Here is a 12,404-nt window from a genome sequence, read left to right on the forward strand (position 1 = left end):
GGGAGAAGCGCGGTGAGGTCCAGGCGGGTGTCCATGTCGAGATTCACTGTGATCTTTAACTGGGCGTTTCGTCCCTGACCGTCAGGACCAGGACGAAACGATCAGTAAACCGTGCGGCCGGGGACGTCCAGCAGTTCGACGACGTCACCGGCCGCACGGCCGCCGGGTGGGACGACCGCGAGGGCGTCGGCGAGGGCGAGGCCGCGGAGCATGGCCGGGCCGTCGAAGGGCAGTGGCGCCGCGGCGTGGCCGACGAGGCGTACGGGCTGCAGGCGGGTGTCCCGCGGATGGCCCGGCAGGTCGGCGGTGGTGGTGGCCCGGCGGGGCGGGGCGGGCTGCCCGGCGAGCCGGGCGAGCAGGGGCAGGGCCAGGGTCACCGTGCCGGCCACGGCGGCGAGCGGGTTGCCGGGCAGCCCGACCAGGTGGCGGCACGGACGGCCGGCGGCGGCCGGCAGTTCGGCGAGCAGCATGGGGTGGCCGGGCCGGACGGCGACGGAGTCGACCAGCAGCCGGGCGCCCGCCGAGGCGAGTGCCCGGTGCAGGAAGTCGGCGGGCCCGGCGGCGGTGCTGCCGGTGGTGACCACCACGTCGGCGGGCGAGTGGTGCAGCGCCTCGGTCAGCAGCCAGGGATCGTCGACCAGCCGCCGGACGGCGACGAGTTCGGCGCCGGCGCCGCGCAGCCAGGGCGGCAGCAGTGGGCCGAGGGCGTCGCGGACCCGGCCCCGCCCGGGCAGCCCGGACTCCAGCAGTTCGTCGCCGAGCAGCAGCAGTTCCACGGTGGGCCGACGGTGGACCGCAAGGCGGTCGTACCCGGCGGCCGCGGCCAGGCCCAGCACGGCCGGGGTGACCACGGTGCCTGCCGGGAGGAGCAGCTCGCCCCGGCGGCACTCCTGGCCCTGCGGTCGGATGTCGTGCCCCGGGGCCAACGGACCGGGCAGGGACGGGTGCAGGAGGCCGTCGGGAGCCGTCGGCCCGCCGTGCTCGCGGCGGAGGACCGCCGTTGCGCCCGGCGGCAGTTGGGCGCCGGTGGCGACGGGCACGGCGGTGCCGTGGTCCAGCGGCCCGGCCGGTGCGCCGGCCAGGACGCCGGGGCCGCCGAGCCGCCAGGGCCCAGGCCCGGCCACCGCCCATCCGTCCATCGCGGAGGTGGCGAACGCGGGCAGGTCGGTGAGGGCCGTCAGTGGCTCGGCAAGGGTGTGACCGAGTGCGGCGGGGAGGTCGCGCGCGACGGCCGGCAGCGGTCCTCGGGCGGTGTCCCGCGCGAGGGCCCGGGCCCGGTCCCACGGCGCGGTCGTGAGTGTCGCGGTCACCACGGGCTGCGCACGGCCGCGGCGCGCCGGCGGTAGACCAGGTACGGGCGGACCAGGTAGCCGACCGGGGCGCTCCAGACGTGGACCAGGCGGGTGAACGGCCAGGCGGCGAAGAGCAGGCAGGCTGTGAGCGCGTGCAGCTGGAACAGCAGCGGGGCGTCCGCCATCGCCTCGGGGTGGGGGTGCAGCGCGAAGACGCCGCGGAACCAGACCGAGACCGTCGACCGGTAGTCGTAGCCGCCGCCGATCACGTTGTGCACCGTGGTGGCGGCGATCCCGAGCAGGACGGTGAGGGCGAGCAGCGGGAAGAGCAGCTTGTCGCTCCGGTCGGTGGTGAGGCGGATCCGCCGGGTCAGCAGCCGGCGGGCGCAGAGCATGCCCAGGCCGGTGAGCATCGCCAGGCCGGCCAGCGTGCCGAGCGAGACCGCCGCCAGGTGGTAGGCGTGCTCGGAGATCCCGGCGGCCTCGGTCCAGCCGGCCGGGACGGCCAGCCCTACGACGTGCCCGCCGATCACCGCGAAGGCGCCGAGGTGGAACAGCGGGCTTCCCCAGCGGAGCCAGCGGTGTTCGAGCAGTTGGCTGGTGCGGGAGGTCCAGCCGAACTGGTCCTGGCGGTAGCGCCAGACGTGCCCGACCGTGAAGACGGCGAGGCAGATGTAGGGGAGGCCGACCCACAGCAGCAGGTCGGCGGCGCTCGGCGTGGCGGCGGGCGCGGCGGCGAGCGAGGCAGCGGGTGCGGCGGCGAGCGCGGTACCTGCGGGGCTCATTGGTGGTCCTCCAGGGTCCGGGTCGGCAGCAGCGGAATCAGGGTCGGCGGGGCGGGGGCGGGCGGCACGAAGGTCTGCGGCGGCGCGAACAGGCCGCCGCCGTACGGTTCGAGGCCGACCTCCTCGACGGGCGGGCCCTGGGCGGCCAGCTCGGCCACCGCCGCCAGGTCGGCGGTGGTCGGCGGCGGGAGAAGGGCGAGGAGCGCGGCGAGCAGGTGCCGGTAGGGGGAGCCCGCGTCGGCCAGGGCGTGCCGGATCAGCTCCAGTCCGCGCCGGTGCTGGCGCAGCGGCGCCTCGCCCGGGCCCGGCCCTTCGAGTGCGGCGAACTCGAGGACGACCGGGAGGTGGTCCGGGAGTTCGGCGGCGTCGGCGTCCCAGCCGGCGGCCTTGTAGCGCTGGGCGAGGGCCAGCAGCGCCACGCCCCGGCGGCGGGTGTCGCCGTGCAGGTAGTAGGTGAGGTAGAGGCTGCTGCGGCGGCGCAGGTCGAAGACCTCGACGTAGTGGCGTTCGAGCACGTCGGCGGGCTGCCCGGCGAACCAGGTGGTGAAGGCGGCGAGTCCGGCGGCAGTCGGTGACGGCTCCAGCGCCTCGACGGAGGCGACCAACTCCGTTCGCGTGGAGGTAAGTTCGGCGTCCGGGTACTGCAGCAGCAGGGAGAGCAGGCGCAGCAGGAGCAGGCGCTGCTCGGTCTGCTGCGCCGTGTCGGCCGGGCGGGTACGGCGGGCCCACGGCCGGATGCCGATGTGCGGTGCGTTCATGCCGCTACTCCCCCGTCCTTCTGCGCAGGGTGGGGATGCCGAGCATCACCCGGCCGCCCCGGTCGCCGGAGACCTCGACCGGGCAGCGGTCCTCGATCCCGGCGAGGGCGGCGGCGTCCTCCTTGTGCGCGGCCGGCACGACGTACCGGTCGGCGTACTTGGCGACGGCGAGCAGCCGGTGCAGGTCCTCCGCCTCGCGGGCGGTGAGCCCGACCGCCTTCAGCGCGCTTTCGTCGCCCGCCTCGCCGAGGGTGCGCCCGCGCATGTGGGAGCGCAGCGCGGTGAGCTTCATCAGCACGCCGGCCACCACCTCGGTGTCCCCGGCGCTGAACAGCTCGGCCAGGTACTCCAGCGGGATGCGCAGCCGGGTGACGGCGGCGAAGACGTGGTCGGGGTTGTCCTGGTTGCCGCCGGCCGAGTCCACCGCGTCGAGCACCGGGGAGAGCGGGGGGACGTACCAGACCATCGGCAGGGTGCGGTACTCCGGGTGCAGCGGCAGGGCGACCTTGTAGGTGGAGACCAGCGCGTGCACGGGGGAGCGCCGGGCGGCCTCCAGCCAGTCCTCGGGTATGCCGGACTCCCGTGCCGCCGCGATGACTTCGGGGTCGTGCGGGTCGAGGAAGACACCGCGCTGGGCGTCCAGCAGGTCCTTCTCGTCGGGGGTGGCCGCGGCCTCGCCGACGCGGTCGGCGTCGTACAGCAGGAGGCCGAGGTAGCGCAGCCGGCCGACGCAGGTCTCGGAGCAGACGGTGGGCTGGCCGGCCTCGATCCGCGGGAAGCAGAAGGTGCACTTCTCGGCCTTGCCGGTGGCGTGGTTGACGTACACCTTCTTGTACGGGCAGGCGGTGACGCACATCCGCCAGCCGCGGCAGCGGTCCTGGTCGACCAGGACGATGCCGTCCTCGACCCGCTTGTACATCGCGCCGGACGGGCAGGCCGACACGCAGGCCGGGTTGAGGCAGTGTTCGCACAGCCGGGGCAGGTGGAAGAGGAAGGTCTGCTCGAACTCGAACTTCACCTTCTCGGCCCACTCGCCGGTCAGGTTGGGGTCGCCGCCCGCGTGTTCGGGCGCGCCGCCGAGGCCGTCCTCCCAGTTGGCGCCCCAGGTGATCGCCGTCGGCTGTCCGGTGAGGACGGAGCGCGGGCGGGCGACCGGGACGTCGTTCCCGGCCGGGGCGCTGACGAGGTTGTCGTAGTCGTAGGTGACCGGCTCGTAGTAGTCCTCGATGGACGGCAGGCCGGGGTTGGAGAACAGCGACAGCAGCCGCTTGACGCGTCCGCCCGAGCGCAGGACGAGCCGCCCGCGCGCGTCGAGCATCCAGCCGCCCTTCCACTTCTCCTGGTCCTCGTAGCGGCGCGGGTAGCCGACGCCGGGCTTGGTCTCGACGTTGTTGAACCAGGCGTACTCGACGCCGGTGCGGTTGGTCCACGTCTGCTTGCAGGTGACCGAGCAGGTGTGGCAGCCGATGCACTTGTCGAGGTTCATCACCATGGCGATCTGAGCCATGACGCGCATCAGTACTCCACCTCCTGGGAGCGACGCCGGATCACGGTGACCTCGTCGCGCTGGTTTCCGGTCGGGCCGTAGTAGTTGAAGGCGTAGGTGAACTGTGCGTAGCCGCCCGCGAGGTGGGTGGGCTTGAGCAGCAGCCTGGTCAGGGAGTTGTGGATGCCGCCGCGCTTCCCGCTGACCTCGGTCTTCGGCACGTTCACGTTGCGGTCCTGGGCGTGGTACATGTACACCGTGCCCTCGGGCATCCGGTGGGTGACCACCGCCCGGGCGGCGACGACGCCGTTGCGGTTGTACGCCTCGATCCAGTCGTTGTCCTGCACGCCGATCTTCTCGGCGTCGCCGGTGGACATCCAGATGACCGGGCCGCCGCGGGACAGGTCGAGCATGTACTTGTTGTCCTGGTAGTTCGAGTGGATGGACCACTTGGAGTGCGGGGTGAGGTAACGGACCGTCACTTCGGCCCGGTCGCCGCCCAGGTGCTCGTCGCCGTAGTGCCGGGGCGAGTTCAGCGGGGGCCGGTAGACGGGGAGTTGCTCGCCGACCTCGGACACCCAGTCGTGCTGGACGAAGAAGTGCTGGCGGCCGGTGAGGGTGTGCCAGGGCTTCTTGTGCTCGGTGTTGATGACGAACGGCGAGTAGCGCCGGCCGCCGGTCTCCGAGCCCGACCACTCGTACGAGGTCAGCACCGCGCGGGGCTGGGTGCGGGTGTCGGCGAAGGTGATCCTTTCCGCCTCGCGTTCGGCGGCGAGTTCGACCAGGCCCTCGCTGCCGGTCTGCCGCTCCAGCACCCGGAAGCCCTCGGCGGCCAGCCGCCCGTTGGTGGTGCCGGACAGCGCGAGGACCGCCTCGCACATGTGGCTCGCGGTGGCGAGCGAGGGCCGTCCGGCGGCGATCCCGTCCCTGACGGTGCCGTTGCGGTGCCGGAGTTCGTCGATCTCCTTGTCGGGGACGACGGTGACGCCCTTGGTGGTGGTGCCCAGGGTGTCGAGCAGCGGGCCCACGGCGCGCATCTTCTGCGCGATCGCGGTGTAGTCCCGTTCGACGACCGCCAGCTTCGGCATGGTCTTCCCGGGGACCGGTTCGCATTCGCCGGTCTTCCAGTCCCGCACCACACCGCCGGGCTGGGCGAGTTCGTCCGGGGTGTCGTGCAGCAGCGGTACGGCGATGACGTCGGTGCGGGTGCCGAGGTGGTCGGCCGCCAGCTCGCTGAACCGGTCGGCGAGGGTCAGGAAGGTGTCGTAGTCGGTGCGCGCCTGCCAGGGCGGGGCGATGGCCGGGGTGAAGGCGTGCATGAAGGGGTGCATGTCCGTACTGGACAGGTCGTCCTTCTCGTACCAGGTGGCGGCCGGGAGGACGACGTCGGCGTACAGGCCGGTCGAGGTCATCCGGAAGTCCATGGTGACCAGCAGGTCGAGCTTGCCCTCGGGTGCCTCCTCCCGCCAGACCACGTCCTTCGGACGCCCCTCGGGCGGGGTCTCCTCGGAGCGGACGGACCCGTCCGTGCCCAGCAGGTGGCGCAGGAAGTACTCGTTGCCCTTGCCGGAGGAGCCGAGCAGGTTGGCCCGCCACACGGTCAGCACGCGCGGGAAGTTGGCGGGGTCGTCGGGGTCCTCGGCGGCGAACCGCAGCCGTCCCGACTTCAGCTCGTCGACGATGTGCTCGGCGACCGGCCGGCCGGCCGCGGCGGCTTCGTCCGTCAGGTCGAGCGGGTTGCGGTTGAAGCCGGGGTGGCCGGGCGTCCAGCCCAGTCGCACGGCCTGCGCCAGGCAGTCGGCGAAGCCCTTGCCCTTGAACCGTCCTTCGCCGAGCGGGGAGGCGATCTCGTCGGGCCCGAACGCCTCGTAGCGCCACTGGTCGGAGTTCAGGTACCAGTACGAGGTGCCCGCCATGTGCCGGGTGGGCCGCTGCCAGTCGAAGGCGAACGACAGGTGCTGTTGCCCGGTGACCGGGCGGACCTTCTCCTGGCCGACGTAGTGTGCCCAGCCGCCGCCGTTGACGCCCTGGCAGCCGGTCATGGTGATGAGCGCCAGGAAGGCCCGGTAGATGGTGTCGGAGTGGAACCAGTGGTTGGTCCCGGCCCCCAGCGCGATCATGGACCGGCCGTTGGTGCGCTCGGCGTTGCGGGCGAACTCGCGGCCGATGCGGGCCGCCTGCTCGGCCGGCACGGAGGTGATCGTCTCCTGCCAGGCCGGGGTGCAGGGCTGCGACGCGTCCTCGTACGAGGACGGCCAGCTGCCCGGGAGGCCGGGGCGGTGCACCCCGTACTGGGCGAGCATCAGGTCGAAGACGGTGGTGACGAGCCGGCCGCCGATCCGGCGCACCGGCACCCCGCGCACCAGGAACGAACCGCCCTCGGTGGCACCCTCGTCGAAGCGGGGCAGCGCGATCTCGACGGTCTCCTCGGCCCGCTCCAGCAGGCTGAGCTCGGGCACGACGTCGCCCAGGTCGAGGTTCCAGTGGCCCTGTTCCTTCGCCCAGCGGAAGCCGAGCGAGCCGTTCGGCACGACCGGCTCGCCGGTGGCCGAGTCGACGAGGACGGTCTTGGACCCGGCGTGCTCGGTGTCCTGCCCGAGGTCGGCCGCGGTCAGGAAGCCGTCCGGGACGAGACCGTGCTCGTGCTCGCGCAGGGCCACCAGGAACGGGGCGTCGGTGAACGTGCGCAGGTAGTCCCGGAAGTACGGCACCTCGCGGTCGACGAGGAACTCGCGCAGGACCACGTGGCCCATGGCCATGGCCAGCGCGCCGTCCGTACCGGGGTGCGGGGCGAGCCATTCGTCGGCGTGCTTGACGTTGTCGGCGTAGTCGGGGCTGACCGCGACGATCTTGGTGCCGTTGTAGCGGGTCTCGGTCAGGAAGTGCGCGTCGGGCGTCCGGGTCACCGGGATGTTGGAGCCCCACATGATCAGGTAGCCCGCGTTCCACCAGTCCGCGGACTCCGGCACGTCGGTCTGGTCGCCCCACACCTGCGGCGAGGCGATGGGCAGGTCCGCGTACCAGTCGTAGAACGACAGCAGCGTCCCGCCGATCATCGAGTGGTACCGGGCCCCGGCCGCGAACGACGCGATCGACATCGCCGGGATCGGCGAGAAGCCCGCCACCCGGTCCGGACCGTACGTCTTGACGGTGTGCACCTGGGCCGCGGCGACCAGCTCGGTCACCTCGTCCCACTCCGCGCGCACCAGGCCGCCCTTGCCCCGCGCCCTCTTGTACGCCCGCGCCTTCGCCGGGTCACCGGTGATCTCGGCCCACGCCGCCACCGGATCGCCGAGCCGCCGCCGGGCCTCGCGCCACAGCTTCAGCAGCTCGCCGCGTACGTACGGGTAGCGCACCCGGCTGGGCGAGTAGGTGTACCAGGAGAAGGACGCCCCGCGCGGGCAGCCGCGCGGCTCGTACTCCGGGCAGTCGGTGCCGATGGAGGGGTAGTCGGTCGCCTGGTGCTCCCAGGTGATGATCCCCTCCTTGACGTACACCATCCACGAGCACGAGCCCGTGCAGTTGACCCCGTGGGTGGACCGCACCACCTTGTCGTGGGACCAGCGGTCCCGGTAGAAGCCCTCCCACTCGGTGCCGCCCTCGCCGAACACCGCCCGGCCGTCGGCCGACACCTCACGCCGCGTCAGCAGGCGCCTCGCCGCCAGCGGCCATCGCTCCCCGTCGCGGGCGCCGAGGGGGCCCGCGGTCTCGTCATGCTCCATGACGCGAAAGCTAGGCGACCCGCGCGGCGGTCCGCGTGGGCCGAACGGCCCTGGTCGGGGTGGCCGACGAGTCCCCTCCGCGGGGCGGAACGGGGCCCTCCGGCCCGCGATCACGGGCCCATCGGCACGGACGGCGACCGCCCCCCGCCCAGCATGCTGGCGCTGCCGGCCACCCGAACCGTGCCGGCCGGCACCATCAGGAGAGGTGACACACCGCCATGGACACCGAGCAGAACCCGGACCGACCCGCCGCACCGGCCGCAGCGGCTGCACCCGCCGCATCGGCCGCACCGGCCGACCCGCCGACCTCCGGGCGACGGGCGCTGATGCTGACCCTGGCCACCCTCGGCTTCGCGCTCAACTTCTGGGCCTGGGCGCTGCTCAGCCCGCTCGGCACGCGGTTCAAGGACTCCCTGCAGCTCGACTCCTTCCAGGTGTCGCTGCTCGTCGCCGTCCCGGTGGTCGTCGGATCCCTCGGCCGGATCCCCGTGGGTGCGCTCACCGACCGCTACGGCGGGCGCGTGATGATGCCGCTGGTGTCCGCCGCCACCATCGTCCCGGTGCTCTACCTCGGCCTCGCCGGGCACACCTCGCTGACCGCCCTGCTGATCGGCGGCTTCTTCCTGGGCATCGGCGGCACCTCGTTCGCGGTCGGCGTGCCGTTCGTCAACGCCTGGTACCCGCCCGAGCGGCGCGGCATGGCGATCGGCGTCTTCGGCGCGGGCATGGGCGGCACCGCGATCAGCGCGCTCACCACCGTGAAGCTGGTCAAGGCGAACGGCCTGGCCACCCCGTTCGTGATCACCGCCGTCGTGCTGGCCGTGTACGCGATCGTCGCGTACCTGCTGATGCGGGACGCCCCCGGTCGCCAGGTACCCACCGAGCCGCTCGCCCGCCGCCTGCGCGACACGCTCCGCCTGGGCGTCACCTGGCAGGCCTCGGCCCTGTACGCGGTCGTCTTCGGCGGCTACGTCGCCTTCTCCGTCTACCTTCCCACCTACCTGAAGACCGCCTACGGGCTCCAGCAGGCCGACGCGGCGAACCGGATGGCGGGCTTCGTCCTGCTGGCCGTGGTGATGCGCCCGGCCGGCGGCTGGCTGTCGGACCGGCTCGGCCCGGTCCGGATCCTCACCGGGGCGCTGGCGGTGGTCGCGGCCGCGGCGCTCGTGCAGAGCGCCACCCCGGCGCTGGCCCCGCTCGGCACCGCCGCCTTCCTCGCCATGGCCGCGGCCCTGGGTGCCGGCAGCGGTGCCACGTTCGCCCTGGTCGCCCGGCTCGCACCGGCGAGCAAGGTCGGCACGGTCACCGGCGTCGTCGGCGCGGCCGGCGGCCTCGGCGGGTTCGTTCCGCCGCTGGTGATGGGCGCGCTCTACGGCGCGTACCAGACCTACGCGGCCGGACTGGCCGCACTGACCGTCGTCGCGGCCGCGACCCTCGCCTTCACCGCCGTCCGGGTACGGCGGGCGGCCACCGCCTGAGACCGCACGGCGTGGAGGTCCCCCGGGCGGCTACGGCGCCCGGGGGACCTCCGTCATGTTCGTGAGCAGTTGGCCGGGCCCTCGCGCGGGTGGGCGGTGCGCCGCACCGGACTGAAGGTCCCGGCACGGCCGGACCCGACGGCCCTGTGCGCGGTCCGGCCGAGGGCCGAGGGTTGGAGGCAGTCGGGGCGGCAGGCCCGCCCCCGGACGAGAGGAGGACCGGCGATGCGACACCGGATCGTGGGAGAGCTGATGACGTCCGCCGTCGTGCACGTGGGGCCCGACACCGGATTCAAGGAGATCACCCGGCTGCTCGCCGAGAACGACATCACCTCGGTGCCGGTCCTCGACGACCAGGACCGGCCGCTCGGCCTGGTGTCCGAGGCCGACCTGATCCTCAACCAGGCCGCCCAGGAGGACCCCGCAGGGCTGCTGATCACCCCTCACCTCCCGTCCGCCGCCCGGGCCAGGAGCCGCGCCACCACCGCCGGCGAGCTCATGACGAGCCCGGCCGTGTGCGCCCGGCCCGAGTGGACCGTCGTCGAAGCCGCCCGCCTGATGCAGCGCAAGCGGCTGAAGCGGCTCCTCGTCGTCGACGAGGCGGGACGCCTGGTGGGCATCGTCAGCCGCGCCGATCTGCTGCGCGTCTACCTGCGCCACGACCGGGCCATCCGCGAGGAGATCCGCAACGACGTCCTGTTCCACGTCCTGGGGATCGCCCCGGACTCGCTGGACGTCCAGGTGGCGGACGGGCAGGTGTCGCTCGCCGGCCGGGTCGACCGCCGCAGCGTGATCCCCGTGCTGGAGCGGCTGTGCCGGAGCGTGGACGGCGTCATCTCCGTCACCAACCGGCTCGACCACCGGACGGACGACGCCGCCCCCCTGCAGACGGCCGGCTGACCCACCCGCCCTGGCCCGGGCCCTCGCCCGGACCGTCCGCAGCATCGGCGCGCTGCACTTCCGAGCTGTCCGCCGAGGACCGGCCTCACCCCGACCGGCCCTCGGCGGGACGGGGTCAGGCGCCGGCGCGGCGGGGGAGCTTCCAGCCGGGGCGGGGGAAGTGGCAGGTGTACCCGTTGGGGAACTTCTGCAGGTAGTCCTGGTGCTCGGGCTCGGCCTCCCAGAAGTCCCCGGCCGGGGTGACCTCGGTGACGACCTTGCCCGGCCACAGGCCCGAGGCGTCGACGTCGGCGATGGTGTCCTCGGCGACCTGCTTCTGCTCGTCGGTGAGGTAGAAGATCCCCGAGCGGTAGCTGGCACCGAGGTCGTTGCCCTGGCGGTCCCTGGTCGACGGGTCGTGGATCTGGAAGAAGAACTCGAGCAGGGCCCGGAAGTCGGTCCGGGCGGGGTCGTAGAGCACCTCGATGGCCTCGGCGTGGTTGCCGTGGTTGCGGTAGGTGGCGTTCGGGACCTCGCCGCCGGTGTAGCCCACGCGCGTGGACACCACTCCGGGCTGGCGGCGGAAGAGCTCCTCCATGCCCCAGAAACAGCCTCCGGCAAGGACGGCCTTCTCGGTCGCCATGGTCTTCTCCCTCAGTGACGGTCGTCGGGTTGCCCTGGTACTGACAACCTACGAGGCCGCCGTATTCCTGCGCACCGCCGAGCGGCGGCCCGGTCACGGCAGGACGGGCAGCGAGACCAGGCCGCGCATCAGGCGGGTGTGCCGCCACTCCAGGTCCTCGGCGGGGACGGCGAGGCGGATCGCGGGGAAGCGGGCGAGGAGGGCCCGGAGCGCGACGGTGGCCTCGGCGCGGGCCAGGGGTGCGCCGAGGCACCGGTGGATGCCGTGGCCGAAGGCGAGGTGCCCGGTGGTGTCGCGGTCGAGGTCGAGGCGGTCCGGCTCGGGGAAGCGGGCGGGGTCGCGGTTGGCGGCGCCCGGCGCGATGAGGACGGGCGATCCGGCGGGGATCTCGGTGCCGCCCAGCGTGATGTCCTCGGTCGCGAACCGGAAGGTGGCGGTGCTGACGGGGGAGTCGAGCCGGAGCAGTTCGTCGACGGCCGTTCCGACCAGGTCGGGGTTCCGGTGCAGGCGGCGGAGGGCCTCCGGGGTCCGGAGCAGGGCCAGGAGTCCGTTGCCGATCAGATTGGTGGTGGTCTCGTGCCCGGCGACGAGGAGCAGTGCCGCGAGGGAGACCAGCTCGTCCTCGCCGAGGCGGTCGCCGCCGTCGCGGACCCGGATCAGCTCGGTGAGCAGGCTGTCGTCGGGGCTGCGGCGCTTGGCCGCGACGAGGCCGGCGAGGTAGTCGGCGACGGCGTGGGAGGCGGCGTCGATCCGGTCGGGCCGGCCGGCCGCGAAGAGGTCGTTCGACCAGCTGCGGACCGCCGTGCGGTCGGCCTCGGGGACGCCCAGCAGCTGGCAGATGACGGTGACGGGCAGCGGGGCGGCGAGGCTCGCGACGGCGTCGGTCCGGTCGCCGGGCACCCAGGCGTCGAGCAGCTCGTCCGTCACGCTCTCGATGTACGGCTGCAGCCGGGCGACGGCCCCGGAGGTGAACGACTTCGCCACCAGGCCGCGCAGCCGGGTGTGCTGCGGCGGGTCGGTCGCCAGCATGCTCCGGGAGACGGCCGGGTGCAGGTTGCGCCCGGTGTCCCGGCCGGCGAAGAAGCGCGCGGTGTCCTTCGACAGCCGGGGGTCGGCGAAGGCCTCCCGGGCTTCGGCGTGTCCGGTGACGAGGTAGCTCGACCGGCCTCCGCCGCCGGGTACCTGCTGGACCGGCGAGGCGCTGCGGAGGGCCGCGAAGGTGGGGTACGGGTTCCGGAGGAACTCCGGATCCTGGAGTGGGTTGCTCACACCCCGAGCGTAGCCAGGGGTTGATGGCCCGTTCGGAGTGCCGGTGCGTGTGGTGCGGGGGCGGACGGGCCGTGCGGTGTGACAATCGGCTG

At 73.4% G+C, this 12,404-nt stretch carries 9 protein-coding genes; 2 read left to right on the forward strand and 7 right to left on the reverse strand.

Annotated elements, in window-relative coordinates:
* Positions 1-101 precede the first annotated feature (101 nt).
* The 5 genes from ACGFX4_RS03690 to ACGFX4_RS03710 are packed head-to-tail and all read right to left on the reverse strand — an operon-like array spanning position 102 to position 8,043.
* Positions 102-1,310 carry a molybdopterin molybdotransferase MoeA gene (locus ACGFX4_RS03690; protein WP_393069921.1) on the reverse strand — a complete coding sequence of 403 codons (1,209 nt, stop codon included), beginning with the start codon at positions 1,308-1,310 and terminating at the stop codon, positions 102-104.
* Positions 1,307-2,077, reverse strand: coding sequence for a respiratory nitrate reductase subunit gamma (narI, locus tag ACGFX4_RS03695; protein ID WP_393069922.1), 771 nt, complete (start codon positions 2,075-2,077; stop codon positions 1,307-1,309). The genes ACGFX4_RS03690 and narI overlap by 4 nt, the downstream gene beginning before the upstream one ends.
* The gene (gene narJ / locus ACGFX4_RS03700; RefSeq protein ID WP_393069924.1) at positions 2,074-2,835 is read right to left on the reverse strand and encodes a nitrate reductase molybdenum cofactor assembly chaperone; all 762 of its coding nucleotides are present in this window, start codon (positions 2,833-2,835) and stop codon (positions 2,074-2,076) included. Before narJ ends, narI begins: the two co-directional genes overlap by 4 nt.
* 4 nt (positions 2,836-2,839) lie before the next feature.
* The gene (gene narH, locus ACGFX4_RS03705) at positions 2,840-4,351 is read right to left on the reverse strand and encodes a nitrate reductase subunit beta (RefSeq protein WP_393069925.1); all 1,512 of its coding nucleotides are present in this window, start codon (positions 4,349-4,351) and stop codon (positions 2,840-2,842) included.
* Positions 4,351-8,043 carry a nitrate reductase subunit alpha gene (locus ACGFX4_RS03710; protein ID WP_393069927.1) on the reverse strand — a complete coding sequence of 1,231 codons (3,693 nt, stop codon included), beginning with the start codon at positions 8,041-8,043 and terminating at the stop codon, positions 4,351-4,353. Before ACGFX4_RS03710 ends, narH begins: the two co-directional genes overlap by 1 nt.
* Positions 8,044-8,261: 218 nt before the next feature.
* On the opposite strand from ACGFX4_RS03710, the gene ACGFX4_RS03715 reads away from it, so the two are divergent.
* Entirely contained in the window at positions 8,262-9,521 is a 1,260-nt protein-coding gene (locus ACGFX4_RS03715; RefSeq protein ID WP_393069928.1) for an MFS transporter, read from the forward strand.
* 225 nt (positions 9,522-9,746) lie between these two features.
* The gene (locus ACGFX4_RS03720) at positions 9,747-10,421 is read left to right on the forward strand and encodes a CBS domain-containing protein (protein WP_393069930.1); all 675 of its coding nucleotides are present in this window, start codon (positions 9,747-9,749) and stop codon (positions 10,419-10,421) included.
* 115 nt (positions 10,422-10,536) lie between these two features.
* On the opposite strand, the gene msrA is transcribed toward ACGFX4_RS03720, so the two are convergent.
* Positions 10,537-11,043, reverse strand: a complete 507-nt coding sequence (gene msrA, locus ACGFX4_RS03725) for a peptide-methionine (S)-S-oxide reductase MsrA (RefSeq protein ID WP_393069932.1) — start codon at positions 11,041-11,043, stop codon at positions 10,537-10,539.
* Between the two features lie 93 nt (positions 11,044-11,136).
* The gene (locus ACGFX4_RS03730) at positions 11,137-12,312 is read right to left on the reverse strand and encodes a cytochrome P450 (RefSeq protein WP_393069934.1); all 1,176 of its coding nucleotides are present in this window, start codon (positions 12,310-12,312) and stop codon (positions 11,137-11,139) included.
* Positions 12,313-12,404: the final 92 nt, after the last annotated feature.

This window comes from Kitasatospora sp. NPDC048365 (assembly GCF_043200835.1).
Taxonomy (GTDB): Bacteria; Actinomycetota; Actinomycetes; order Streptomycetales; family Streptomycetaceae; genus Kitasatospora; species Kitasatospora terrestris.